The sequence below is a fragment of the Cupriavidus sp. 291-E7 genome (assembly GCF_057798835.1).
In genome coordinates this window covers 185,446-211,290 of record NZ_JBYOJV010000008.1, presented here as the reverse complement: position 1 = coordinate 211,290, position 25,845 = coordinate 185,446, and the positions used below count along the sequence as shown (strand labels likewise).

Below are 25,845 nucleotides of genomic sequence, written 5' to 3'. Positions count from 1 at the left end.
ATTCCCACAGATTCCACTTTTCTCGCACATCATGACCAGTTCCGTACTAACCCGCTGGGAGCCAGAGAACGCGACCTTCTGGCGCTCGCAAGGCGAACGCATTGCCTATCGCAACTTATGGATCTCGATCCCGGCGCTGATGCTGGCGTTCGTGATCTGGATGCTCTGGAGCGTGGTGGCGGTCAATCTTGACCGCGCCGGCTTCCAGTTCACCAAGAACCAGCTGTTCTGGCTGACCGCCCTTCCGGCCCTCTCGGGCGCCACGCTGCGCATCTTCTATTCGTTCCTGGTGCCAGTGTTCGGCGGCCGCCGCTTCACCGCCATTTCCACGGCGCTGCTGCTGATTCCGGCGCTCGGCATGGGTATCGCGCTGCGTGACCCTTCCACCAGCTATCCGACGCTGCTGGTGCTGGCCCTGCTCTGCGGCCTGGGTGGCGCCAACTTCAGCTCGTCGATGGCCAACATCAGCTTCTTCTTCCCCAAGGCGAAGAAGGGCCTGGCCACCGGTCTCAATGCCGGCATCGGCAACCTCGGGGTTTCGGTGGTGCAGTTCGTCACGCCGCTGGTGGTGTCGCTGGCCGTGTTCGGCGCGCTCGGCGGCGAACCGCAAAGCTACCAGGCCAACGGCGCCACACAGAACCTGTGGCTGCAGAACGCCGGCTTCATCTGGGTGCCGTTCATCGTGGTGTCGGCGGTGGCGGCGTGGTTCGGCATGAATGACATCGCCGACGCGCGCGCATCGTTCGCCGAACAGGCCGTGATCTTCCAGCGCAAGCACAACTGGCTGATGTGCTGGCTCTACATCGGCACGTTCGGTTCGTTCATCGGTTTCTCGGCCGGTCTGGCGCTGCTGACCAAGTCGCAGTTCCCCGGCGTCAACCCCACGGCCTATGCCTTCCTGGGGCCGCTCGTCGGCGCCCTGACGCGCCCGGTCGGTGGCTGGATCTCGGACAAGCTCGGCGGTGCCCGCGTCACGCTCTGGACCTTCATCGGCATGATCGCCGCCGTCTTCGCCGTGCTGGCCGCGCTGCCGCATGACGGCCAGGGCGGCAGCTTCCAGGCGTTCCTGGCGGCGTTCATCGTGCTGTTCGCGCTGACAGGCATCGGTAACGGCTCGACGTTCCGGATGATTCCCGTGATCTTCCTGACCGAACGCCAGCGCGACGCCGCCGGCAAGGGTGACACCGCGCAGAAGCAGGCATTGCAGGACGCCGGCAAGGAATCGGCGGCCGTGCTGGGCTTCTCCGGCGCAATCGGTGCCTACGGCGGCTTCTTCATCCCCAAGAGCTTCGGCACCTCGCTGGAACTGACCGGATCGCCCGATGCCGCGCTCTATTGCTTCATTGCCTTCTATCTGAGCTGTGTGCTGGTGACCTGGTGGTACTACGCACGCCGTAACGCCCCCATGCCTTGCTGAAGCTGGCGGCCCCACAAAAGTAAGTGGAGAACATAAGAAATGTCTCATTTTCTGGATCGACTGAAGTTCCTGTCTCGCGTGAAGTCCACGTACGCGGATGGGCATGGCGCGGTGGTAAACGAAGACCGCAAGTGGGAAAACGCCTATCGCAGCCGCTGGCAGCATGACAAGATCGTGCGCTCCACGCACGGCGTGAACTGCACCGGCTCGTGCTCGTGGAAGGTCTACGTCAAGAATGGTCTGATCACATGGGAAACCCAGCAGACCGACTACCCGCGCACGCGCCCCGACCTGCCCAATCATGAGCCGCGTGGCTGCCCGCGCGGCGCCTCGTACAGCTGGTACGTCTATTCGGCGCAGCGCGTGAAATATCCGATGATCCGCGGCCGCCTGATGGAAATGTGGCGCGAGGCCCGCAAGACGCTGGACCCGATCGCGGCATGGGAGTCGATCAGCCAGGACCCCGAGAAGGCCAAGCACTACAAGAGCGTGCGCGGCCAGGGCGGCTTTGTGCGCGCGGACTGGAACACGGCGACTGAAATGATCGCCGCTGCCAACGCCTTCACGGTCAAGCGGTACGGCCCGGATCGCGTGATCGGCTTTTCGCCGATTCCGGCCATGTCGATGGTTTCGTACGCGGCTGGCGCGCGCTATCTGAGCCTGATCGGCGGCGCCTGCCTTTCGTTCTATGACTGGTATTGCGACCTGCCGCCGGCCAGCCCGCAGATCTGGGGCGAACAGACCGACGTGCCCGAATCGGCCGACTGGTACAACAGTACATACCTGATGGTGTGGGGCTCGAACGTTCCGCAAACCCGTACGCCCGACGCCCACTTCTACACAGAGGTGCGCTACAAGGGCACCAAGACCGTCGCCGTGTCTTCGGACTTCGGCGAAATGGTCAAGTTTGGCGATATCTGGCTAGCGCCCAAGCAAGGCACCGATGCCGCGCTGGCAATGGCGATGGGCCACGTGGTGCTCAAGGAATTCCATACCACCGGCAAGTCGACCTACTTCCGTGACTACGTGAAGCAGTACACCGACATGCCGATGCTCGTGTTGCTGCGCGACCAGGACGGCACGCTGGTGCCCGACCACTTCCTGCGCGCCTCGCACCTGGACGGCAACCTGGACCAGGCCAACCATCCGGAATGGAAGACGCTGCTGGTGGACGAAGCCACCGGTGAGATCGTCGCGCCGAATGGTTCGATTGGTTTCCGCTGGGGCGAAGCCGCCCACGACGACGGCGCAAAGGTCGGCCGCTGGAACCTGGAAATGAAGGATGGCGGCAGCGGACGCCAGATCGATCCGCGTCTTTCGCTGATCGGTCATGAGGATGAAGTTGCCGAAGTGGGCTTCCCGTACTTCGGCGGCGAACACGACGCCCTGCTCACGCGCCGCGTGCCGGTGCGCCGCCTGACGCTGGCCGACGGTACCGTGGCGCGCGTAGCCACCGTCTACGACCTGCAGATGGCCAACTATGGCGTGGACCAGGGCCTGGGCGGCCCGAACGTGGCCACGTCGTTCGACGACGACGTGCCCTACACGCCGGCCTGGCAGGAAAAGCACACGTCCGTGCCGCGCAACCTCGTCATCCAGGTAGCGCGCGAATTCGCCGACAACGCGGATCGCACGCAGGGCAAGAGCATGGTGATCGTCGGTGCGGCCCTGAATCACTGGTATCACAACGACATGATCTACCGCGGCATCATCAACCTGCTGATGATGTGCGGTTGCGTGGGCAAGAGCGGTGGTGGCTGGGCGCACTATGTGGGCCAGGAGAAGCTGCGTCCGCAGTTCGGCTGGGCACCGCTGGCCTTCGGGTCCGACTGGTCGCGTCCGCCGCGTCATATGAACGGCACGTCGTTCTTCTACAACCACACCAGCCAGTGGCGTCACGAGAAACTCGGCGTCGACGAAATCCTGGCGCCGACGGCCGATCGCAAGCGGTACGACAACATGTCGCTGCTCGACCTCAACGCCAAGTCGGAACGTATGGGCTGGCTGCCGTCGGCACCGCAACTCGACCGCAACCCGCTGGACGTGGTGGCGGAAGCCCGCGCGGCCGGCAAGGACCCCGTTGCCCATACCGTCGAGCAATTGAAGTCCGGCGCACTGAACTTTGCCTGCGATGACCCGGACAATCCCGCAAACTTCCCGCGCAACATGTTTGTGTGGCGCTCGAACGTTCTCGGCAGCTCCGGCAAGGGCCACGAGTACTTCCTCAAGTACCTGCTCGGCACGCAGAACGCCGTGTTCGGCGACGAGAACGATGCGATCAAGCCGAGCGAAGTCAACGTGCGCCCTGCCGCGGAAGGCAAGCTCGACCTGCTGACCGTGCTGGACTTCCGCATGAGCACCACCTGCCTGTACGGCGACATCGTGCTGCCGACGGCCACCTGGTACGAAAAGGACGATCTGAACACGTCCGACATGCACCCGTTCATCCACCCGCTGTCGGAAGCCGTGCAACCGCTGTGGGAAAGCAAGACCGACTGGGAAATCTACAAGGTCATTGCGAAGAAGTTCACCGAGATTGCCGGGCCGTACCTGGGCACGCGCGAAGACCTGGTCTGCACGCCGCTGCTGCACGACACCCCCGGTGAGCTGGGTCAGCCGTTCGAGCCGAAGGACTGGAAGCACGGCGAGTGCGAACTGATCCCGGGCAAGACCGCGCCGTCGATGGCCGTGGTGGAGCGCAACTACGCCGACATCTACAAGAAATTCACGTCGATCGGACCGCTGCTGGACAAGCTCGGCAACGGCGGCAAGGGCATCAACTGGGACACCAAGCATGAAGTCCGCGAGATCGGCCACCTGAGCAAGACCGTGACCGAGCCGGGCGTCAGCTACGGCCGCCCGCGCCTGGAAACGGCCATCGACGCCGCCGAGATGATCCTGACCTTCGCGCCCGAGACCAATGGTCACGTGGCCGTCAAGGCATGGGACTCGCTGTCCAAGATCACCGGCCGCGACCATACGCATCTGGCGGTTGGCCGCGAGCACGACAAGATCCGCTTCCGCGACGTGCAGGCCCAGCCGCGCAAGATCATCTCCGCGCCGACGTGGTCTGGCCTGGAGTCGGAAGAAGTCAGCTACAACGCCGGCTACACGAACGTGCACGAGTTGATTCCCTGGCGCACGCTGACGGGCCGCCAGCAGTTCTACCAGGATCACCGCTGGATGCTCGACTTCGGTGAAGGCGCCTGCGTCTACAAGCCGGCCATCGACACCAAGACGGTCAGCCCGATGCTGGGCCGCAAGCCGAACGGCAATCCGGAGCTGGTGCTGAACTGGATCACGCCGCACCAGAAGTGGGGCATCCACTCCACCTATTCGGACAACCTGCGCATGCTGACGCTGTCGCGCGGCGGCCCGCACGTCTGGATCTCGGAAACCGAGGCCAAGGCCAACGGTATCCGCGACAACGACTGGGTGGAAGTGTTCAACGTCAACGGCACCCTCACGGCCCGTGTGGTGGTGTCGCAGCGCGTGCCGCAAGGCATGTGCCTGATGTACCACGCTCAGGAAAAAATCGTGAATGTGCCGGGTGCGGAAACCAGCGGCATGCGCGGCGGCATCCATAACTCGGTCACGCGCGCCGTGACCAAGCCCACGCACATGATCGGCGGCTACGCGCAACTGGCCTATGGCTTCAACTACTACGGCACGGTCGGCAGCAACCGCGATGAATTCGTGATCCTTCGCAAGATGAACAAGGTGGACTGGCTGGAAGGTCCACGAAAAGAAGAACCATCCCCCCAAAACAAGGCAGAAAAGACTGAAGGAGCATCGCAATGAAGATCCGCGCTCAAGTGGCAATGGTGCTCAATCTCGACAAGTGCATCGGTTGCCATACCTGCTCCGTGACCTGCAAGAACGTCTGGACCAGCCGCGAGGGCGTCGAGTACGCCTGGTTCAACAACGTCGAAACCAAGCCCGGCATCGGCTTTCCGAAGGAATGGGAAAACCAGGACAAGTGGAACGGCGGCTGGAAGCGTAACGACGACGGCAGCCTGACCCCTCGCCAGGGTGGCAAGGGCAAGATCCTGTCGAACATGTTCGCTAACCCGAACCTGCCGCAGATCGACGAATACTACGAGCCGTTCACGTACGACTACGAGCATCTGCAGAAGGCCCCGCTGGTGGAGACGCCGCCCACGGCGCGCCCGGTCTCCGCCATTACCGGCAAGAAGATGGACAAGATCCATTGGGGCCCGAACTGGGAAGACGATCTCGGCGGTGAATTCGATTCGCGTAGCCGCGACAAGCTGTTCGACGAGATCCAGAAGGACATGTACTCGACGTTCGAGAACACGTTCATGATGTATCTGCCGCGTCTGTGCGAGCACTGCCTGAACCCGACCTGCGTGGCATCGTGCCCGTCGGGTTCCGTCTACAAGCGCGAGGAAGACGGCATCGTGCTGGTGGACCAGGACAAGTGCCGCGGCTGGCGCATGTGCATCTCCGGCTGCCCGTACAAGAAGATCTACTTCAACTGGCAAAGCGGCAAGGCCGAGAAGTGCGTGTTCTGCTATCCGCGGATCGAAGCGGGCCAGCCAACGGTGTGCTCCGAAACCTGTGTCGGCCGTATCCGCTACCTCGGCGTGATGCTTTATGACGCCGACCGCATCGAACAGGCCGCCTCGGTGGCCGACGAGCGCGACCTGTACCAATCGCAACTCGACATCTTCCTGGACCCGAACGATCCGGCCATCCAGGCCGAAGCGCTGCGCCAGGGCATCAGCCAGAGCTGGATCGACGCCGCACGCAAGTCGCCGGTCTACAAGATGGCCGTCGAATGGAAGGTGGCCTTCCCGCTGCATCCGGAATACCGCACGCTGCCGATGGTCTGGTATATCCCGCCGCTTTCGCCTATCCAGTCCGCTGCCGAAGCAGGCTTCATGGGTATGAACGGCGTGATCCCGGACGTGAAGAGCCTTCGCATCCCCGTGAAGTACCTGGCCAATCTGCTGACGGCCGGCGATGTCATTCCGGTGCTCGGCGCACTGGAACGGATGCTGGCCATGCGGGCGTTCAAGCGCAGCCAGTCGGTCGATGGCCTCGAGGATCTGGCTGTACTCGAACAGGTGGGTCTGACTCCTGCCCAGGTCGAAGAGATGTACCAGATCATGGCCATCGCCAACTATGAGGACCGCTTCGTCGTGCCGTCTTCCCATAAGGAAATGACTGAGGACAGCTTCGACGAGAAAGGCAGCTGCGGCTTCAGTTTCGGTAACGGTTGCTCTGGCGGCACTTCGGAAGGCACGCTCTTCGGCAAGAAGAAGCCGCAGCCGGAAGTCGCCTATGCCGACCTGCCGCGCTCGCGCCGCAAGGCGCTGGCCACCTGATACGCAGAGGAGAAACGGAATGACTATCCATCATGTGTTGAGCGCCGTGCTCAGCTACCCGGAGCAGCCGCTGCTGGACAGCCTGGGCGAGATCGACCAGACGCTGTCCGAATGGCCGCAGGTGCAAGAAATGCTGGCTCCCCTGCTCGATGTAATGCGCCGCGAGCCGCTGATCAGGCTGCAGGAAAACTACGTCGCAACGTTTGACCGGAATCCGGCCCACTCGCTGCATCTGTTCGAGCATGTGCACGGCGAAAGCCGTGATCGCGGCCAGGCGATGGTAGACCTGCTGGAGGAATACCGGCGCGACGGCTTCGATCTGATCACCGCCGAGCTGCCCGACTACGTGCCGCTGTTTCTTGAGTACCTGGGCGCTTTGGTCATCGACGGCAAGGAAGACCGCGCCGAACAGCTGCTGGGCGACGCGATCCATGTGCTGGCCGCCATCGGCGACCGCCTGGCGCGTGGCGAAAGCCCCTACGCCGCGGTGTTCCGGGTGCTGCGCACGCTGACCGACATCCAGCCACAGCCGCAGGAAGAGCCGCCCGTGCGCGACATGGACGAAGCGCTCGAAACCTTCGGCCCCGGTTCGGATGGCGTGGAACCGCTGCTGGCACGCAAGCCGGACATCGAGACCGTCAAGTTCTACAAGCGGGACAAGGCTGTCGCAGCGCGTGCCATGCCGTCACCGATCAACCCCTGATACCAAGGACCCTCACCATGAATCTGGTCCATCAATTCCTCTTCGGCATCTACCCGTACATCGCCGCCGCCATTTTTCTGTTCGGCAGCCTCGCTCGCTTCGAGCGGGAGCAGTACACGTGGAAATCCGACAGCTCGCAGGTGCTGTACCGTGGCAACCTTCGCATGGGAAACATCCTGTTCCATGTGGGCATCCTTGGTCTGTTCTTCGGCCACATGGCCGGGCTGCTCACGCCCGTGGCCGTATGGGATGCGCTTGGCGTGTCGCACGGCTTCAAGCAGGCCGTGGCCATGACCGCCGGCGGCGTCATGGGCAGCATGTGCCTGGCAGGTCTGCTGATCCTGCTGCATCGCCGCCTGACCAACGCGCGCGTGTCGGCCGTGACCCGTACGGGCGACAAGATCCTGCTGCTGTGGCTGCTGGTTACGCTGCTGCTCGGCCTTTCCACCATCTTCGCGTCCGCCAGCCACATGGACGGCCACATGATGGTGCAACTGATGACCTGGGCCCAGCACATCGTCACGTTGCGCGGTGATGCCGCCAGCTACATCATCGACGCGCCGCTCGTCTTCAAGGCGCATCTGTTCATGGGGATCTCGCTGTTTGCCATCTTCCCGTTCACCCGCCTGGTGCACGTGTGGAGCGGCTTCGCCTCGGTGACTTACCTCGGCCGCGCCTGGCAACTGGTGCGGAGCCGGTGAGGTGTCGCCATGCACGCGATCGAGCGCCTCCTGAAAGGGTTCGAGCGCTTCCAGCAGCACTACTTTGAGGATGCGCCGGCGCTGTTCGACGCATTGCGCGCCGGCCAGCATCCTCAGACATTGCTGATTGGATGCAGCGATTCCCGCGTCGACCCCGGGCTGCTGCTCGGCAGCAATCCGGGCGACCTGTTCACGGTGCGCAATGTGGCGAATCTGGTGCCACCGTGCAACGAAACCGAAAGCGGACGGCTTCACGGGGTGTCCGCGGCGATCCAGTTTGCGGTAGAGCAACTGCGAGTTGCACGAATTATTGTCATGGGTCATAGCGGCTGCGGCGGAATTCGAGCATTGTTGGCGCGGCCCGAGGTCGAGGGCGACACCACGCAGACGCAGGTTCCACGCCAGGATTTCATTGGCCCTTGGGTGCGCATTGCCGCATCGGCCAGGCACCTGGTGGAACAGACGATGCCCGGCGCCAGCGCCGAGCAGCGCCAGCATGCCTGTGAACAGGCGTCCATTCTGGTGTCGCTGCGCAACCTCGAGTCGTTCCCGTTCGTGCGCGAAGCGTGTGAGCGTGGCGAACTCTCATTGCACGGCTGGTACTTCGATATCGCCGCAGGCGCGCTGCTCGCTTATTCGGAGCGCGCCGACGGTTTCCTGCCACTGGTTTGCCCGCTACCTGAAGCCAATACACACGACGTCCGCGAAACCATCACCGCCTCCTGATGCCTGATGCAATGAGTTCTTCGACGCCCCCTGCCCTTCCGCTGGTCTATGCGTGCTCCGGTTGCTCGAGTGTCGCCCAGCTCGCCAACCAGTTCGCCGTGCGCCTGGATCGCAGCGGCCGCGCCGAGATGTCCTGCATCAGCGGCGTCGGGGGTGGCGTCCCCGCACTTACGCGCGTGGCACGTTCCGGCCGTCCGATCCTGGCACTCGATGGCTGCCCCTTGGCATGCGTCAAGGCTTGCCTGGAGTCAGCGGACGTCACGCCGACCCGCCACCTGGTCCTGAACCGGTTGGGTGCGACCAAGCGCCAGCACGGCAACTGCACCGACGATGAAGAGGCGGCCGCCTGGGCCGTCGTAGAGCAAACACTATCCGGAATGGACTCATGAAAGAACACTGGCTGAAACTCGCCGGACGGCGGCTGCTGCCGGTCGTCCAGGGCGGCATGGGCATCGGCATCTCCGCCCATCGCCTGGCCGGCACGGTGGCCGCCAACAACGGTGTCGGCACGATTGCCAGCATCGACCTGCGCCATCACCACCCGGACCTGATGGAGCAGACGCGCGGAACGCGCGACAAGGAAAAGATCGAAGCGGTCAATCGCGTGGCACTTGACCGCGAGATCCAGGCAGCCCGGAAGCTGTCGGAAGGCCGCGGCCTGATTGCCGTGAACGTGATGAAGGCCGTGGGGTCGCATGCGCAGATGGTGCGCCAGGCCTGCGAAAGCGGTGCCGATGCAATCGTCATGGGTGCCGGACTGCCGCTCGATCTGCCCGAACTTGCCGCCGACCATCCCAAGGTGGCACTGATTCCAATCCTGTCCGAGACGCGCGGCATTGGCCTGGTCCTGCGCCGCTGGATGAAAAAGGGACGCCTGCCCGACGCCATCGTAATCGAGCACCCGGCCCACGCCGGCGGGCACCTTGGTGCCTCCACGATCGAAGACCTCGGCAACGAGCGCTTCTCCTTCGCGCGCGTGCTGAACGAGTGCCGGGAACTGTTCCAGTCGCTCGGGCTGGCGTGGGACAGCATCCCGCTGATCCTGGCCGGTGGCATCAATTCGCATGAAAAGGTGCGCCACTGGCTTGACGAAGGCGCATCGGCCGTGCAACTTGGCACCGCGTTTGCCGTGACGGAAGAGTCCGACGCGCACCCGGCCTTCAAGCATGTATTGGCAACGGCTTCGCCCGAAGACCTGCGTGAATTTACAAGCGTGGCTGGCCTGCCCGCACGAGCCGTGCTGACCCCGTGGCTCTCCCGCTATCTGTCGAGCGAAAGCCGTCTGCAGCGCCGTGCCAAACCACGCGACTGCCTGGAAGGATTCGATTGCCTGCAGGCGTGTGGCCTGCGCGATGGCGTGGCAAAGATCGGCCAGTTCTGTATCGACCTGAAGCTCGCCCAGGCGGTGCGCGGCGACGTGGAGCGCGGCCTGTTCTTCCGCGGCAAGGGCAAGCTGCCGTTTGGCGAGACCATCCGGCCCGTGGCGGAACTGATGCACTATCTGCTGACCGGCGAGAAGCCGGCCGCACTGGAAACCGTAGCGGTTGCCGCGCCGGCCACGGTGATTAGCGCCTGATCAGGATCCTTCCGAATCTCAATCGCGCGGTACGCGGGGCGGCAAGCCGCCCTGCTTGCGCATCCGCAACATGCATCGCAATGCCGTGAGCAACTGGTAGCCCAGCCAGGCATTGGCCACGGCAAACATCAGACCACCAACACGTGCCAGCCAGACTGGCGCCAGCGGTACCGCCAGTAGCACCACGAACGAGGCAAGCAGAAACAAGCTCTGCTGCCGCTGGCGGATAGGGGAAATGATGGCCTGCATCACCGGCACCCGTGCGCGCGGTGGCAGCATGCGGCGCAAGTGCAGCCACACGAGGAATGGCACGATTTTTCCCAGCATTGCCGTAACGGGTAGCACACCGCCACCCACCAGCGCCAGCACACCAATCCACCACGGCCACGACACTGACGAATCTCCGGACTGAAATTGCAGGAGGAGCGTCAGTGCAGCCGCCCCGACCATGCTGCCGATCGCAACTGGCCAGAGCAGCCAGTGGGGATCATGTCGGCGCCGTGCCCGCAGCACGGCCGCCAGCATCCAGCTTCCCAGGAACACGACAAAGACGAGCCACGGCAACAGCGCGTATCTGGAGACCGCTTCATCCTGAACGATCACCGCAACGACGCTGAAGCCGAGCAGCAGCAGCCAGGGCGCGACCGGCAGGCAACGCTGTAGAGGACCGGGTAGTTGGTGTGCCTGCCAGAACATTGGCAATACTGTCGTTGACACGCCAGCGACCAGCGCACCGAGCCACCCTCCCAAACCCCAGGCCACGTGCAACGACAGCACAGTCGGCAACGGCAATGACCACCATCCGCCGAGCACGCCTGCCAGGGCGATGCCCGCCCCGAGGGTCACCAGCAAGGGCGCCCCAATCCATGCCAATGTGCGCGTGGTGGGGTCAACGCAAGCCACTCGTCGCCCGGCCGTCAATAGCGTCGCGGCAATCAGTGCCGGGAAAAGGCCGATGACCGCCGCCGAACGGAATGCCAGACGGTCAACACCCAGAAAGCCAGCGGCGAGCGCGGCAGCCATGCCCGCACCCGACACGGCAACAAATGGCGCCAGCCAATTCACGCGCGGCACTGGCACGCGGGCTATCACCGCCATCATCTGAAATAGTGCGCCAAGCATCACCGGGAGCAGCATGCCCAGTGCCAGCGCGTGGACCGAAGCCAGCGCCAGCGGCGCGAACCGATGCGGCAAGCCATCGGCAGGGCCGCATGCCAGCAGCAAACCGGCCACGGCACCTAGCCACGGCGCTGGCATCAGGCAACCAAACACCACGGCGGGCCGTGGTGCCTGGGCATAGTCGAGGTTTGCCGCTTTCACTTGCGTGTTCCGTGCCTGGCGAATACCGAAAATGGCAGATTGTCCGCTTCGACCCGCCGCCGCTTCAAGCCCCCTGACAAATTCACCACGTTCTCGTGCGGATTACACATTACTTGATCTGGCGCAGAAGTTACGGACCTCAACAGGCAGAAAATCTGTACCGAGGTTGTGCCCGCCCCCTTGCGCCAACCCGAACCCATGTCCGGCCCCAATACCTCTCCCTCCTCAAACAAAGACTTTCCGCCTGCACCCGCGACCGAGACGCCGCATCCGCTGCCGGATACCGGCCATGTGCCGGATACCGTCCGGATGACGCCGCTGCGCTACCGGCTGTCGTCGCGCATCATCCTGCTGTCCCTGGCGTCGCTGCTGGCAGTGCTGACGATGATCGCCGGCACACTCTATCTGTCCTGGAAGCTCGAAGGCGCGGGCGCCGCCATCAATGACGCTGGCAGCCTGCGCATGCGCGCCAATCGCGTTGCCATCGAGCTATCGCTGTCGGCTTCCGGCAAACCCAATACGCTCAGCGCACAGATTGAGACGCTCGACAATACGCTGGCGCAGCTGCGCAGAGGCAATCCCGCGCGCCCGCTTTTCGTGCCGGACGAACCGGTGATCCATGCCCAGTTGGATACCGTGCTGGCCGACTGGTCGCAACGGCTCAAACCGATGGCATTGGGTGGCGATGCCGGCCAGTATGTCCAGGCGTTGCCGGGCTTTGTCGATCAGGCAGACCGGCTAGTCCGTCAGATCGAGAAAAACAGTGCACGCAAGACCGATGTGCTGCGCCTGTCCCAAGTCGGCCTTGCCGCTATGGCCTGCGTGGGAACGGTGGCGGTCATCTACCTGCTCTATCTCTGGATCATCCTGCCCGTCCTGCGGCTGCAAGACGGGCTGCGTCGTATGGCGGCGCGCGAATTTTCGCTGCGCCTGCCGGTGGACACCCGCGATGAGTTCGGCACGCTGAATGCCGGCTTCAACCAGATGGCTGCCGAGCTGCAGGACCTCTACCATGATCTCGCGGCGCGCGTGACCAGCAAGACCGCCGAGCTGGCACGCCAGAACAGCGACCTGGAAGCGCTCTACGACATGGCCGCGTTTCTGAACCAGGCCAGCGATTCCGAGAGCCTGGCGTGCGGATTCCTGGAGCGCGTGGTGCGGCAATTCGGCGCCGATGGCGGCACGGTGCGCATGTTCGATGCCCGCCAGGGCAAGCTGCATCGGCTGGCGTCGGTCGGGCTGTCGGCCACGCTGGCTGACAACGATCACTGCGCGGATATCGATGCCTGCCACTGCGGGCGCGCCACGCACACTGGCATCGTCACCGTTGCGGACCTGCGGCGCGCCGTATTCCTGGATGCCCCGCCGGCCGTTTCGTCCACTCCCCCGCTTTCCTCGTCGCCCTGCCGGCGCGAAGGCTTCCTGTCGATGGCCGCCTTCCGGCTCGACACACTGCGCGGACCGGTGGGCTCGCTGACACTGCATTTCCGCGTGGCGCGCGAACTGCCACCATCGGACCGGCAACTGCTCGAAACGATGGCGCAGCATCTGGCCACCGCGCTGGAACACGTACGCCTGTCGGCCAGCGCACGTCAGTTGGCCGTGGTGGAAGAGCGCAACCTGGTGGCGCAAGGGCTGCATGACAGCATCGCGCAGGGGCTGAACTTTCTGAATCTGCAGGTGCAACTGCTCGAAGATGCGGTGGAACGCCATGCGGACAACGAGGTGCAGGAGATCATTCCGCTGCTGCGGCACGGCGTGGAAGAGAGCTATCAGGATGTGCGCGAGCTGTTGCACAACTTCCGCTCTCGGCTGACTACCGGCGACCTGCGGCCCGCCGTGGAAGAAACCGTGGCGCGCTTCCGGCGCCAATGCCGCACCGAGGCCAAGCTGAAGATCGACGATGGAGGGCTGCCGCTACAGCCAGAGCATCAGTTGCAGGTGCTGTTCATCCTGCAGGAGGCACTGTCCAACGTGCGCAAGCACGCGATGGCCGAACACGTCACCATCTCGATCCGCCACGACCGCGTGTTTCAGCTCGTGGTACAGGACGATGGCGACGGCTTCGACGCCAGCCGCCTTGACGAGCACGACGCCAGCCACGTTGGCCTGCACATCATGCGCGAGCGCGCGGCGCGGCTTGGCGCGCGCCTGGCCATCGACGCCCGGCCCGGCCTTGGCGTAACGATCGAGCTGACGCTGCCGCGTGGCGACGGCCTCCAGGGACGCGACGTTGCCGCTCCTTCCACGCAACGTCTCGAGGAACTCACATCATGACTATCCGTATCCTGCTGATCGACGACCACACGCTGTTCCGATCAGGCATTCGTGCGCTGCTGCAGCGGCAAGCCGACTTTGAGATTGTCGATGAAGCAGCCGACGGCGTGGAGGGCATCAAGCGCGCCAAGCAGCACCGGCCCGACGTGATCCTGCTGGACCTGAACATGCCTGGGCTGTCCGGCCTCGAGGCGCTGCAGTTGCTAGTGGAAGATCTTCCCGACAGCGCCGTCATCGTATTGACCGTGTCGGAAGAAGCAGAGGAACTGGCCACCGCGCTACGCAGCGGTGCGCGTGGCTACCTGCTCAAGAACATCGAGACCGAGGCCCTGACCAATGCGATCCGGCGCGCGGCCGCTGGCGAGCCGGTGATTTCGGAAGGCATGACCGCCAAGCTGGTGCAGCAGTTTCGTGCACCGAGCGCGCCGAGCGTGCCGGTCAGCCCCGCCCGCAGCCCTGACAACGCGCCATTGACGGCGCGCGAACGCGATATCGTGCAGGGGCTGGTGCGAGGCGAAAGCAACAAGGAAATTGCGCGTGAGCTTGGCGTGGCGGAAAGCACGGTGAAGATCCACGTGCAGAACATCCTCAAGAAGCTCCATCTGGCCAGCCGCGTCCAAGTGGCGGTCTACGCCGTCGGGCACGGACTCTCCGGCTGACCGCCGCTCCAGCAACCCGCTTAGTAGTCGGTGCGCTGGACGCCCCGCTCGGTGCCGAGCAGCAGCACATTGGCGCCGCGCAGTGCGAACAGACCGACCGTCACCACGCCTGGCAACTGGTTGATGCTCGACTCCAGATCCTTCGGATTGTCGATCTTCAGGCCGGACACATCGAGAATCACATTGCCGTTGTCCGTCTTGTAGATGCCACCTTCCTTGGTCATGCGCAGGCGCGGCTGGCCGCCAATCGCGGCGAGCTGCCGGGCCACCGCCGCGCGTGCCATCGGAATCACCTCAACCGGTAGCGGGAACGTGCCCATGACCGGTACCAGCTTGCTGCCATCGGCGATACACACAAAGCGCTCGGCCACGGCCGCAACGATCTTTTCGCGCGTCAGCGCGCCGCCGCCGCCCTTGATCATCGCGCCGGAGGCATCGATCTCGTCGGCGCCATCCACATAGACCGGAATGCTGTCGACCTCATTGAGGTCCAACACCTTGAAGCCATGCTGCTGCAGCCGGCGCGTGGATGCTTCGGAGCTGGACACAGCGCCGCTGAAGCGCTCCTTGAACGCCGCAACGGCGTCGATGAAGAGATTGGCGGTCGAGCCCGTGCCCACGCCAAGAACGGCACCTTCGGGCACTTCCTGCTTCACATAGTCCGCGGCGGCTTGCGCGACCAGCGCCTTGAGTTCATCCTGAGTCATGACAACAGCCAGAAAGCGTTGGGGAAAACGCGTAGTGTAGCGGATCGCGGCCGGCTGTCGGGGAATGCCGCCGAATGCGAACTCCACGTTGGTGTACCAGCTTGCCGCCTCACGCCACGCCGTTACAATGGCCCATTCCCGGCCCACTCATACGCCGGCTCCATCCAGACGGAATCCAGATCATGAACGCGCTCGAACAACTGAAGCAGTTCACCACGGTAGTGGCCGATACCGGCGACTTCCAGCTGATGAAACAGTACACGCCGCAGGACGCGACCACCAATCCGTCGCTGATCCTCAAGGCCGTGCAGAAGCCCGAGTACCGGCCGCTGCTGGAACAAGCCACCCGCGACCATCACGGTGCCGCCGGCGTGGAAGCGGTGATGGATCAGTTGCTGATTGCATTCGGCTGCGAAATCCTGGCCATCGTGCCGGGCCGCGTGTCGACCGAAGTGGACGCAAGGCTGTCGTTCAACACCGAAGCGACGGTCGCCAAGGCACGCCATCTGATCGGGCTATACGAGCAGCGCGGCGTGGCACGCGAACGTGTGCTGATCAAGATCGCGTCGACGTGGGAAGGCATCAAGGCCGCCGAGATCCTGCAGCGCGACGGCATCCGCTGCAACATGACGCTGCTGTTCTCGCTGGCGCAAGCGGTGGCCTGCGCGGAAGCCGGCGCACAGCTGATCTCGCCGTTCGTCGGCCGCATCCTCGACTGGTACAAGAAGCAGGCAGGCGACAAGTGGGATGCCGAAGCGAACGCAGGCGACAACGACCCCGGCGTGCGCTCCGTGCGGCAGATCTACGATTACTACAAGAAATTCGGCTACACGACCGAGGTCATGGGCGCAAGCTTCCGCGGCACCGGCCAGATCCTGTCGCTGGCCGGCTCCGACCTGCTGACCATCAGCCCCGAACTGCTGGAGCAACTGGCAGCCAGCCCGGCGGCAGTGGATCGCAAACTATCGGTCGAGCAGGCACAGGCCGCGAACATCGCGCGCATCGCCGCAGATGAAGCGTCGTTCCGCTGGCAGTTGAACGAAGATGCGATGGCAACCGAAAAACTGTCGGAAGGTATCCGCCTGTTTGCGGCGGACGCGGTGAAGCTCGAAAAATTGGTGGCGGAGCTGGCCTCGTAAGAAGCCCGGACTATCGCAGCCCGTCTTGCTCCCTGCTTGCGGCAGAAGGAAGACGGGCGAAAACCGGAACCGTCAGGTCGCCTGCGCCCAAAGCATGGGCAGGCACTCCCCCGCCGCGGCCGGCAACACCAGATCGGCCGTGGCATCGAGCGCGGATGGCTGCGTATTCACGACGATCACCCGCGCGCCATGCTCCTTCGCCAAGCCAGGTAGTGCCGCGGCCGGATAGACCAGCCCCGACGTTCCTACCACCAGGCAAAGATCACAGTTCTGCGCCGCGTGATCGGCGCGAAAACGTGCCACGCGCGGCAGGTCTTCGCCGAACCACACCACGCCCGGCCGCATCATCGCGCCACACAGTGCGCAGTGCGGCGGCTCCCCGGGCACGGGCGGCACCGTATCGCAACGCCCGCAGCCATCGAGCCATTTGTTGGCGAACAGGTTGCCGTGCAGCTCCACCACGTGTTCGCTGCCCGCCTGCTGATGCAGCCCATCAATGTTCTGCGTGATCAGTGTCAGCGACTTCTGCCTGGCCAGCTCGGCCAGCGCGTAATGCGCGGGATTGGGCTTCGCGGCCGACACCAGTTCGCGCCGGTGCTCATACCACTGCCAGACCAGCGTCGGCTGGCGGCGGTAGGCCTCCTCGGTCGCCAGTTCCTCCGGATCGAAACGCGCCCAGAGGCCGGTCAGCGCATCGCGGAAGGTCGGCACACCCGATTCGGCGGAGATGCCCGCGCCGGTCAGCACGAACACGTTCCGCGCGCCGGCAATCCAGTTGCGTGCCTGCTCCAGGATTGCCGCATCGACAATCACGTTCAGCCCCGGCGCTGGCGCACTGCCTCGTACAGGCAAACGCCGCTGGCCACCGAGACGTTGAGGCTTTCCACCCCACCGGCCATCGGAATGGCGACCAGTTCGTCGCACGTTTCGCGCGTCAGGCGGCGCATGCCCTCGCCTTCGGCACCCATCACGATTGCCGTCGGTCCCTTCAGGTCCATGTCGTACAGCGACTTGTCGGTGCCATCGGCAGTGCCGATCACCCAGATGCCGCGCTCCTGCAGTTCGCGCAGTGTGCGGGCGAGATTGGTCACGGTGATATAGGGCACGGTTTCGGCGGCACCGCTGGCCACCTTCGCCACGGTCGTGTTCAGACCGACGCTGCGATCCTTCGGCGCGATCACGGCATGGGCGCCGGCGCCGTCGGCCACGCGCAGGCATGCGCCGAGGTTGTGCGGGTCGGTGACGCCATCGAGCACCAGCAGCAGCGGCGTGCCTTCGATGCCGTCGAGCAGTTCGTCGAGGTTCAGTGCGAGCGAGATATCGTCAGCACGCGCCACCACGCCCTGATGGCGGTCGGTGCCGGCCATGCCACGCAGGCGGTCGGCATCCACCGGATGCAGCGTCACGCCAAGGCTCTCCGCCAGGCGGACAAAGTCCAGCATGCGGCGATCCTTGCGATTCGCTTCGATGTAGATATCGGACACGCTCTGCGCGTTCTGGCGCAGGCGTGCGTTGACGGCGTGAAAGCCGATCAGGAGTTTGTGTTTGGCCATGGCGCGCATTGTACCCGCCACGGCCTCACAACAACGCTGATTTGCTTACCGCTTGCGTGCCGGACGGCCAGTCTTGCCAGCCGGCTTGGCAGCCCGCTTGGCCGTGGTCTTCTTGGCCGTCTTCAGATGCGTGGGCTTGGGCTTGGCCGCACGCTTGGCCGGCTTGCCCGCTTGCGATTTACGGCCCGGATGCGGCGCATGACCGACATTTGCATCCCTCGGCCTCAGCGGCGTGATGACAGCCTCGAACACCGGTTGCTCTTCGATCACGCGGTCGAGCGTTTCATCGAACGATTCCTCGGGTTTCGAGGTGCCGCCGAGTAGCGCCGCCAACTGCCGCCCCTTCTTACGCGCCGGCACCGCATGAGCGGCGGGCACGCGCGGTTGCTCGGGCGCGCCGGCACGCGCACGCAGCGTCTTGGCCGACGGTTCCTGCACCAGGCGGAAATCGATCTTGCGCGCATCGAGGTCCACACGCGACACCTGCACGCGCACGCGATCGGTCAACCGGTAGCGAATGCCGGTACGCTCGCCACGCAGTTCGTTGCGTGCCTCGTCGTACTGGAAGTAATCGCTGCCCAGCTCGGTCACATGCACCAGACCTTCCACATACAGCTCGTCGAGCTGCACGAAGATGCCGAACGACGTGACGGCGCTGATCGTGCCGGCGAAGTCACTGCCGAGCTTGTCGCGCATGAAGTAGCACTTGAGCCAGGCCTCGACGTCGCGCGAGGCTTCGTCAGCACGGCGCTCGTTGGCCGAGCAATGCAGGCCCAGTTCGTCCCAGATGCCCTCGTTGCGCTTGGCACGGGCGGCCGCATTCTCGGCTCGCTTTTCCGCGTCGGCGGCCTGCATCCGGCGCGCCTTCGGCGAGATCTGCGTATTGAGTTCGGTGCCGTGGATAAAGGCTGGCTGATACTTCGTATGCGCCAGGATTGCCTTGATCGAACGGTGCACGAGCAGATCCGGATAACGGCGGATCGGGCTTGTGAAGTGCGCGTAGGCCTCGTAGGCCAGGCCGAAGTGGCCGATGTTGTCCGGGCTGTAGACGGCCTGCTGCATCGAGCGCAACAGCATTGTCTGCAGCATCGGCGCATCGGGGCGGGACTTGATCTTGTCCATGACCTCGGCGTAGTCCGATGCCTGCGGCTTGTCGCCGCCGCCCAGGGACAAGCCGGCCGTCTTCAGGAATTCGCGCAGGTTTTTGAGCTTTTCCTCGCTCGGGCCCGCGTGGATACGGTACAGCGCCGGATGCTTGAAGCGTTCGAGAAAGTCAGCCGCGCAGACGTTTGCCGTCAGCATGCACTCCTCGATCAGCCGGTGCGCGTCGTTGCGCGTGCGCGGCAGGATCTGCTCGATCTTGCCCTGCGCGTTGCAGACGATGTACGTCTCGGTGGTATCGAAGTCGATCGCACCGCGCTCGCGGCGCGCCTTGAGCAGGACCTGGAACAGCTCGTACAGGTTCTGCAGGTGCGGCACCAGCTCGGCACGCTTGTGTGCCTCGGGACCCTTCGTGTTCGACAGGACCGACCAGACCTCGTTATAGGTCAGGCGCGCGGCCGAATGCATCACGGCGGGATAGAACTGGTAGCCCTTGAGTTCGCCCTTGGCCGTGATCACGGCATCGCAAACCATGCACAGACGGTCGACATGCGGATTGAGCGAGCACAGGCCGTTCGACAGCTTCTCCGGCAGCATCGGAATCACGCGGCGCGGGAAGTACACCGACGTGGCGCGATCGAGCGCATCGGCATCCAGCGGCGTGCCTGGCCGCACATAGTGCGAAACGTCCGCAATAGCCACGATCAGGCGCCAGCCCTTGGCACGGCCGATCTTGACCGGCTCGCAGTAGACGGCGTCGTCGAAGTCGCGTGCGTCCTCGCCGTCGATCGTCACCAGCGACACGTCACGCAGGTCGATACGATGATCGAGGTCGGCCTGGCGGACTTCGTCGGGCAGCGCCTGCGCTTCCTTGGCTGCAGCGGGAGAGAACTCGTGCGGCACGCCGTACTTGCGCACGGCGATTTCGATTTCCATGCCAGGATCGTCGATATCGCCAAGCACCTCGACCACGCGGCCCACGGGCTGCACGTAGCGGTCCGGCCATTCAACCAGCTCCACGCTGACCACCTGGCCGACGCGCGCCTTGCCCTGCGCCTTGGGTGGGATCAGGATGTCCTGACCGATGCGCTTGTCTTCCGGCGCCACCACCAGCACGCCGTTTTCCGACAGCAGGCGGCCAATCACGAAACGGTTGGCCCGCTCCACGATCTCGACGATCTGCCCTTCCGGACGCCCACGGCGGTCATAGCCCACCACGCGCACCTGCGCGCGGTCGTTGTGCATCGCCTTCTGCAGCTCGCGTTCGGGCAGGAAGATATCGTCCTCGCCGTCGTCGCGGATCAGGAAGCCAAAGCCGTCGCGATGGCCCTGCACGCGGCCCACGACAAAATTCGGTTGATGGGCCAGCTCGTAGCGGCCCTTGCGGTTCAATTCGATCTGGCCGTCGCGCTCCATTGCGGCGAGCCGTTTCTGAAAGCCGTCATGCTCCTTGCGCGTGACGGCCAGGGCCTTGGCGATATCGCCGGCCGACAGGGGCGACCCCGAAGTTCTCAGTACGCCGAGGATTTCTTCCCGGCTAGGGATCGGATAGTTGTTCTGATTCAATTTTTCTCGAAACTGTTTGACAATCGTTTGACGGTCGCTATAATGGCCGCTTCGGTTGTTTCGACACCTGCCCAGGTGGCGGAATTGGTAGACGCACTAGGTTCAGGTCCTAGCGGTGGCAACACTGTGGAGGTTCGAGTCCTCTCCTGGGCACCAAGATTTAGCGAGAAACCCGCAACGCACGTTGCGGGTTTTTTGTTTTTGCATCGCTGAATCGTTCAAACCCTCTCCTCTCTGCCTTGTCTATCGCTCGTTACTGACGTTGAGCGTGAATGAGTGTATCAGTTTCAGTGCCGATTCCAGCATTATCTCGGCATCTTCGCCACATCAATCACGAAAAATACAGCGGCATCTCCATTCAACTCAGCAGTTGACGGCTGGCCGATCTGTAACTACCATAGTTTCACATTGAGATTTCCGCATGAGCACCAGCAGCCGGTTTGCCGTCGCCGTCCATATCCTGACCCTGCTCGCGCAGGCAGAAGGCCCCATGCCGTCGTCGATGATCGCCGGCAGCGTGGGCACCAACCCGGCGCTGATCCGACGCATGATCGGTGCGCTGACCGAGGCTGGTTTCGTGACCACGACAATGGGCAGCACCGGTGGCGCGATGCTGGCGCAGCCGGCGTCGAACATCACCCTGCTCGACGTGTTCCGCGCCACGGAGACCACCGCGTTGATCACGCTGCACCAGAGCGCGCCGAACCCGGCTTGCATGGTCGGCCGCGAGATCACTGGCGCGCTGCAAACCGTGGCCGATCGTGCGCAGGCCGCTATGGATGCGTCGCTCGCGGAAATCACAATTGCCAGCATGCTCAGCGAGGTTGAGCATGCCGCCCGGCGCCGCAAGCGCTGATTTTTTTTATCCCGATGTGTAACCAATTTGGTTTCATATCAAACCTTGCCAAAAGGAATCGACCATGAAGATCGCCATCATTGGAGCCACGGGTAACGTGGGCAGCCGCCTGATCGAAGAAGCACTGCGCCGCGGCCACGCAGTCACCGCCATCGCCCGCCAGGCATCCAAACTGCCAGGGCGCGACGGTGTGACCACGCGCGATGTGGATGTCGCCGATACGCAGGCGCTGGCCGATGCACTACGCGGCAATGACGCCGTCATCAGCACCGTGCGCTTCTTGCAGACCAGCGCAGCCCAGATCACCGCGGCGGTCAAGGCAGCCGGCATCCGGCGTTTGCTGGTCGTGGGCGGCGCGGGCAGCCTCTATGTGGCGCCAGGTGTGCAACTGGTGGACACGCCGAGCTTCCCTGACGCCTATAAGGCAGAGGCTTCAGCCGGCCGGGATTTTCTGAATGCGTTGCGCGCGGAAACGGGGCTGGATTGGAGCTTCCTGTCGCCGTCGGCACTGTTCACCCCCGGCGAGCGCACGGGCAAATTCCGACTCGGGAAAGACGAGCTGCTCACTGCGGCAGACGGCAAGAGCTGGATCTCGATGGAAGACTATGCCATCGCCATGCTCGATGAAATCGAGCAGCCGAAGCATGTGCGGGAGCGATTCACGGTAGGGTATTGAATCGCCACCGCTTAGCCCCCTCTCCCGTCTTGCGGCAGAGGGGGAACGACGAAGCGCTTACGCCGCCGAATCGTCTTCGAGCAGGCTCGCGCGCTTGCCGCGCTTGAGCCAGGCCGCCAGGTTGTGCGGGCGCAGCGTGTCGTACTCTTCAAACGGCTGGTGAATCCAGGGGTTCGAGGGCAGGAACGTCACGTGATAGTCGGGCTCCACCTTCGAGCAGGCCTTGTACCAGAGCACGGCCGAACGCACGTCGGTCACGGCCGGATAGCGCTCCTTCAGGTGACGACCCACGCGTTCCAGCGTGACACCGGAGTCGACGAGGTCATCGACCAGCAGGATCTTGCCCGCCAGATCGCCGCGCGTCATCGTGATGTACTGCGCGATATCGAGATCGCCCTGCTGCGTGCCGGCGGCCTCACGGTACGAGCTCGTGGCCAGGATAGCCAGCGGCACGTCAAAAATGCGCGACATCTGATCGCCCACGCGCAGGCCGCCACGGGCCAGGCACAGGATCTGGTCGAACTTCCAGCCCGACTCATGCACGTTCAGCGCCAGACGTGCGATCAGGCGGTGATAGTCGTCCCAGGAGACCCACAGGTTCTCTTCGTCATTGGTAGGCAGGTTCATGGCGTCTTTTCTTCTATTGGCCACCTAAGTGACCAGTGGATAAAGCATCGGCCCGCATGTCGCGGGCCGAATGGCTTTTGTGAGGCCGCGGCACTCATGGCGCCACGGTCGTACTCACAGAACAGTCTGGTCGCTTCAGGCGACCTGGTACGGATGGCGCAGCAGGATCGTTTCGTCGCGATCCGGGCCAGTCGAGATCATGTCGATCGGAATGCCGACCACTTCCTCGATCCGCTTCAGGTACACGCGGGCCGGTTCCGGCAGCGCGTCCCACGTCTTCACGCCGAACGTCGATTCGTTCCAACCCGGGAACTCCTCGTAGATCGGCTTGCAGTTCGCGACGGCGTCCGAGCCGCGCGGCAGGATGTCCACCCGCTTGCCGTCGAGCTCATAGCCCACGCACAGGTTGATCGTTTCCAGGCCATCGAGCACGTCGAGCTTGGTCATGCACAGGCCCGATACGCCGTTGATCTGCACCGAACGCTTCAGCGCGGCGGCATCGAGCCAGCCCGTGCGGCGCGGACGGCCAGTCACCGAACCGAATTCCTTGCCGACGTTGGCCAGGCGCACACCCACGGCGTCCTGACGGGCCGGGTTGTCGTTGTCGTACAGCTCGCTCGGGAACGGACCCGAACCCACGCGCGTGCAGTACGCCTTGGTGATACCGAGGATGTAATTCAGGCGGCCCGGGCCAACACCGGCACCCGCGGCAGCCGCACCGGCCACGCAGTTGCTCGATGTCACGAACGGGTACGTGCCGTGGTCGACGTCCAGCAGCGTGCCTTGCGCGCCTTCGAACATCAGGTTGCCGCCAGCCGTGTTCACGGCGTACAGCTCGGCCGAAACATCAGCCACCATCGGCTTCAGACGCGGCGCGTAGGCCAGCATCTCGTCCAGGATCTGTTGATAGTCCACAGCTTCGGCGCCCAGGTACTGGGTCAGCATGAAGTTGTGGAAGTCGACGTTCTCGCGCAGGCGCTCGGCGAAATGCTTCGGATCGAACAGGTCCTGCACGCGCAGCGCGCGGCGGGCGACCTTGTCTTCGTAAGCCGGACCGATGCCGCGGCCCGTGGTGCCGATCTTGGCGGCGCCACGGCGGGCTTCACGCGCCTTGTCGATAGCAACGTGGTACGGCAGGATCAGCGTGGCGGCTTCGGAGATGCGCAGACGGTTCTGCACTTGCAGGCCGGCAGTCTCAAGCTCTTCGATTTCGCGGAACAGCGCTTCGGGAGACAGCACCACACCATTGCCGATATAGCAGACGGTGCTTTCGCGCATGATCCCCGACGGAATCAGTCGCAGAATGGTCTTCTTGCCGCCGATGATGAGCGTGTGGCCAGCGTTGTGGCCGCCCTGGAACCGCACCACGCCTTTTGCATGATCGGTAAGCCAATCGACGATTTTCCCTTTGCCTTCGTCACCCCACTGGGTTCCGATCACGACGACATTGCGTCCCTGGCCTACTGCGGATGCGGACATGTTGAATTGGTCAGAAGGTTAAAAACGTATTCTACTCTTGTTGTTCGACGGATCCGGGTTTTCACGAGTCCGTGTAACAGACGTTTGCGATCCATTCCGGGCGATCATAGGCCACCACGGGCAGCAAACGTCATTCGAGAGCAGACGGAAAACGCCGGCGCGAGCGGCCGGCGTGGAAATCAGCGAATCAACGCGGCATCACCACCCAGGCATCGCCCTGGCGCTGCAGTTGCCGGTCGCAGTTGAACTCATCGAGTTCGTGCGTGTGGCCGGGCAGCGACTGGATCACGATCTCACCCGCCGCGCGCAGCGTGGCGATGGTCGAGCGTAGCGCTGGATCGGCGTCCCACGGGGCGAAAATGGCCTGCGCGCGAACTTCCACCGGCGACAGCGCGGCCACCTCACGCAGATCCAGCGAGAAGCCGGTTGCCGGGCGGGCACGGCCGAACGCCTCCCCTACCTTGTCATAGCGGCCGCCACGGGCCACATAGTTCGGCAGGCCGGCCACATAAGCCGTAAACATCACGCCACTGTGATAGTGGTAACCGCGCAAATCGGAAAGATCGATGTTCACGCTGGCACCGCGCACCTGGCCAGCCAACGCGGCGAGTTCGTCGAGCGCACGGCCGATCGCCGGACTGGCCGGCAGCGTCTTGCGTGCGCGCTCAATCACGTCAGCGCCACCATAGAGCGTCGGCAGCGCCAGCAGCGCGTTGCGCTCGATCTCCGGCATACCCTGCGTCAGCTCGCGCAGCGCGGGCACATCCTTGGTTTCCAGCGCGGCAAACAGCGCGTCTTCAATCTCGCGCACCGAAGGCAGCGCGGACAGCAGCGCCTCCAGAATGCCTGCATGGCACAGGTCCAGGCGAATATCGCGCAGACCCGCGGCCTGCAGCGCCGCCAGCATCAGTTCCTGGATCTCGACGTCGGCCTCCAGGCCAGCATGGCCGTAGATCTCGGCGCCGATCTGGATCGGTTCACGCGTCGCGTGAAAACCCGCGGGACGGGCATGCAACACGTTGCCGGCATAGCACAGGCGCGTCACGCCAGGCCGGTTCAGCAGGTGCGCATCGATACGCGCCACTTGCGGCGTGATATCGGCGCGCAGGCCCATCGTGCGGCCAGACAGCTGATCCACCAATTTAAGCGTGCGCAGGTCCAGATCATGGCCGGTACCGGTCAGCAGCGACTCCAGGTACTCGAGCATCGGGGGCATGACCAACTCGTAGCCATAGGTGCGGAACAGATCCAGCATGCGGCGGCGCAGTTCTTCGATCTTGCGCGCCTCCGACGGCAGGACGTCGGCAATGTTTTCGGGCAGGAGCCAGCGGTTGGACATGGGGGTCTCTTCTATCAAAAACCAGGCTGAAGGGATGCCATCCCTCCAGCCGGACAAAACCCCGGCGGACCG

The 25,845-nt window shown here is 63.9% G+C and carries 21 protein-coding genes and 1 tRNA gene; 14 read left to right on the top strand and 8 right to left on the bottom strand.

From position 1 onward, the window contains the following. The first annotated feature begins 31 nt into the window (after positions 1-31). From AC3FLX_RS16290 to AC3FLX_RS16255, 8 genes are read left to right on the top strand one after another with little or no spacing between them, the layout of a single operon-like run. Positions 32-1,417 (top strand): NarK family nitrate/nitrite MFS transporter, encoded by a 1,386-nt coding sequence (locus AC3FLX_RS16290; RefSeq protein ID WP_488698176.1) that lies wholly within the window; start codon positions 32-34, stop codon positions 1,415-1,417. 39 nt (positions 1,418-1,456) lie between these two features. Next, complete coding sequence (locus AC3FLX_RS16285; protein ID WP_488698175.1) at positions 1,457-5,218, top strand: nitrate reductase subunit alpha; 3,762 nt, start codon at positions 1,457-1,459, stop codon at positions 5,216-5,218. After that, positions 5,215-6,768, top strand: a complete 1,554-nt coding sequence (gene narH / locus AC3FLX_RS16280) for a nitrate reductase subunit beta (protein ID WP_488698173.1) — start codon at positions 5,215-5,217, stop codon at positions 6,766-6,768. Before AC3FLX_RS16285 ends, narH begins: the two co-directional genes overlap by 4 nt. Before the next feature lie 19 nt (positions 6,769-6,787). Further along, positions 6,788-7,471 carry a nitrate reductase molybdenum cofactor assembly chaperone gene (gene narJ / locus AC3FLX_RS16275; protein ID WP_488698171.1) on the top strand — a complete coding sequence of 228 codons (684 nt, stop codon included), beginning with the start codon at positions 6,788-6,790 and terminating at the stop codon, positions 7,469-7,471. A gap of 17 nt (positions 7,472-7,488) precedes the next feature. Further along, on the top strand, positions 7,489-8,172 hold the full coding sequence (narI, locus tag AC3FLX_RS16270; protein ID WP_488698170.1) for a respiratory nitrate reductase subunit gamma: 684 nt from the start codon (positions 7,489-7,491) through the stop codon (positions 8,170-8,172). A 9-nt stretch (positions 8,173-8,181) separates the two neighbouring features. Further along, on the top strand, positions 8,182-8,898 hold the full coding sequence (locus tag AC3FLX_RS16265) for a carbonic anhydrase (protein ID WP_488698168.1): 717 nt from the start codon (positions 8,182-8,184) through the stop codon (positions 8,896-8,898). A gap of 11 nt (positions 8,899-8,909) precedes the next feature. Beyond that, a complete protein-coding gene (locus tag AC3FLX_RS16260) occupies positions 8,910-9,287 on the top strand; it encodes a putative zinc-binding protein (RefSeq protein WP_488698167.1) in 378 nt (125 codons plus the stop codon). After that, entirely contained in the window at positions 9,284-10,474 is a 1,191-nt protein-coding gene (locus AC3FLX_RS16255; RefSeq protein WP_488698165.1) for an NAD(P)H-dependent flavin oxidoreductase, read from the top strand. The genes AC3FLX_RS16260 and AC3FLX_RS16255 overlap by 4 nt, the downstream gene beginning before the upstream one ends. An 18-nt stretch (positions 10,475-10,492) precedes the next feature. Here AC3FLX_RS16255 and AC3FLX_RS16250 read toward each other — a convergent pair whose 3' ends face one another. Next, the gene (locus AC3FLX_RS16250) at positions 10,493-11,794 is read right to left on the bottom strand and encodes a hypothetical protein (RefSeq protein ID WP_488698163.1); all 1,302 of its coding nucleotides are present in this window, start codon (positions 11,792-11,794) and stop codon (positions 10,493-10,495) included. A gap of 309 nt (positions 11,795-12,103) precedes the next feature. On the opposite strand from AC3FLX_RS16250, the gene AC3FLX_RS16245 reads away from it, so the two are divergent. Together AC3FLX_RS16245 and AC3FLX_RS16240 are read left to right on the top strand one after the other, a co-directional pair. Next, positions 12,104-14,071 carry a type IV pili methyl-accepting chemotaxis transducer N-terminal domain-containing protein gene (locus AC3FLX_RS16245; protein WP_488698370.1) on the top strand — a complete coding sequence of 656 codons (1,968 nt, stop codon included), beginning with the start codon at positions 12,104-12,106 and terminating at the stop codon, positions 14,069-14,071. Beyond that, positions 14,068-14,730, top strand: coding sequence for a response regulator (locus tag AC3FLX_RS16240; protein WP_488698162.1), 663 nt, complete (start codon positions 14,068-14,070; stop codon positions 14,728-14,730). Before AC3FLX_RS16245 ends, AC3FLX_RS16240 begins: the two co-directional genes overlap by 4 nt. A 20-nt stretch (positions 14,731-14,750) precedes the next feature. Here AC3FLX_RS16240 and rpiA read toward each other — a convergent pair whose 3' ends face one another. After that, the gene (gene rpiA / locus AC3FLX_RS16235; RefSeq protein WP_488698160.1) at positions 14,751-15,437 is read right to left on the bottom strand and encodes a ribose-5-phosphate isomerase RpiA; all 687 of its coding nucleotides are present in this window, start codon (positions 15,435-15,437) and stop codon (positions 14,751-14,753) included. Between the two features lie 182 nt (positions 15,438-15,619). On the opposite strand from rpiA, the gene tal reads away from it, so the two are divergent. Further along, the gene (gene tal / locus AC3FLX_RS16230) at positions 15,620-16,576 is read left to right on the top strand and encodes a transaldolase (RefSeq protein ID WP_488698158.1); all 957 of its coding nucleotides are present in this window, start codon (positions 15,620-15,622) and stop codon (positions 16,574-16,576) included. Positions 16,577-16,648: 72 nt separating this feature from the next. On the opposite strand, the gene AC3FLX_RS16225 is transcribed toward tal, so the two are convergent. The 3 genes from AC3FLX_RS16225 to rnr are packed head-to-tail and all read right to left on the bottom strand — an operon-like array spanning position 16,649 to position 20,796. Then, positions 16,649-17,389, bottom strand: coding sequence for an SIR2 family NAD-dependent protein deacylase (locus AC3FLX_RS16225; protein ID WP_488698156.1), 741 nt, complete (start codon positions 17,387-17,389; stop codon positions 16,649-16,651). A gap of 2 nt (positions 17,390-17,391) precedes the next feature. After that, the gene (gene rlmB / locus AC3FLX_RS16220; protein WP_488698155.1) at positions 17,392-18,129 is read right to left on the bottom strand and encodes a 23S rRNA (guanosine(2251)-2'-O)-methyltransferase RlmB; all 738 of its coding nucleotides are present in this window, start codon (positions 18,127-18,129) and stop codon (positions 17,392-17,394) included. Positions 18,130-18,174: 45 nt separating this feature from the next. Beyond that, positions 18,175-20,796 carry a ribonuclease R gene (gene rnr / locus AC3FLX_RS16215; RefSeq protein WP_488698153.1) on the bottom strand — a complete coding sequence of 874 codons (2,622 nt, stop codon included), beginning with the start codon at positions 20,794-20,796 and terminating at the stop codon, positions 18,175-18,177. Positions 20,797-20,865: 69 nt separating this feature from the next. On the opposite strand from rnr, the gene AC3FLX_RS16210 reads away from it, so the two are divergent. From AC3FLX_RS16210 to AC3FLX_RS16200, 3 genes are all read left to right on the top strand, one after another. Continuing rightward, positions 20,866-20,952: transfer RNA gene (locus AC3FLX_RS16210), tRNA-Leu, on the top strand. A gap of 265 nt (positions 20,953-21,217) precedes the next feature. Then, positions 21,218-21,652: an Rrf2 family transcriptional regulator gene (locus AC3FLX_RS16205; protein ID WP_488698151.1), complete on the top strand. Its 435-nt coding sequence runs from the start codon at positions 21,218-21,220 to the stop codon at positions 21,650-21,652. Between the two features lie 64 nt (positions 21,653-21,716). Beyond that, positions 21,717-22,328, top strand: coding sequence for an NAD(P)-dependent oxidoreductase (locus tag AC3FLX_RS16200; protein WP_488698149.1), 612 nt, complete (start codon positions 21,717-21,719; stop codon positions 22,326-22,328). A 57-nt stretch (positions 22,329-22,385) separates the two neighbouring features. Here AC3FLX_RS16200 and AC3FLX_RS16195 read toward each other — a convergent pair whose 3' ends face one another. The 3 genes from AC3FLX_RS16195 to AC3FLX_RS16185 form a co-directional block, all read right to left on the bottom strand. Continuing rightward, the gene (locus AC3FLX_RS16195) at positions 22,386-22,955 is read right to left on the bottom strand and encodes a phosphoribosyltransferase (protein ID WP_488698147.1); all 570 of its coding nucleotides are present in this window, start codon (positions 22,953-22,955) and stop codon (positions 22,386-22,388) included. A gap of 135 nt (positions 22,956-23,090) precedes the next feature. Continuing rightward, complete coding sequence (locus AC3FLX_RS16190; protein WP_488698145.1) at positions 23,091-24,434, bottom strand: adenylosuccinate synthase; 1,344 nt, start codon at positions 24,432-24,434, stop codon at positions 23,091-23,093. Between the two features lie 187 nt (positions 24,435-24,621). Then, a complete protein-coding gene (locus AC3FLX_RS16185; RefSeq protein WP_488698143.1) occupies positions 24,622-25,773 on the bottom strand; it encodes an ATP phosphoribosyltransferase regulatory subunit in 1,152 nt (383 codons plus the stop codon). Positions 25,774-25,845: the final 72 nt, after the last annotated feature.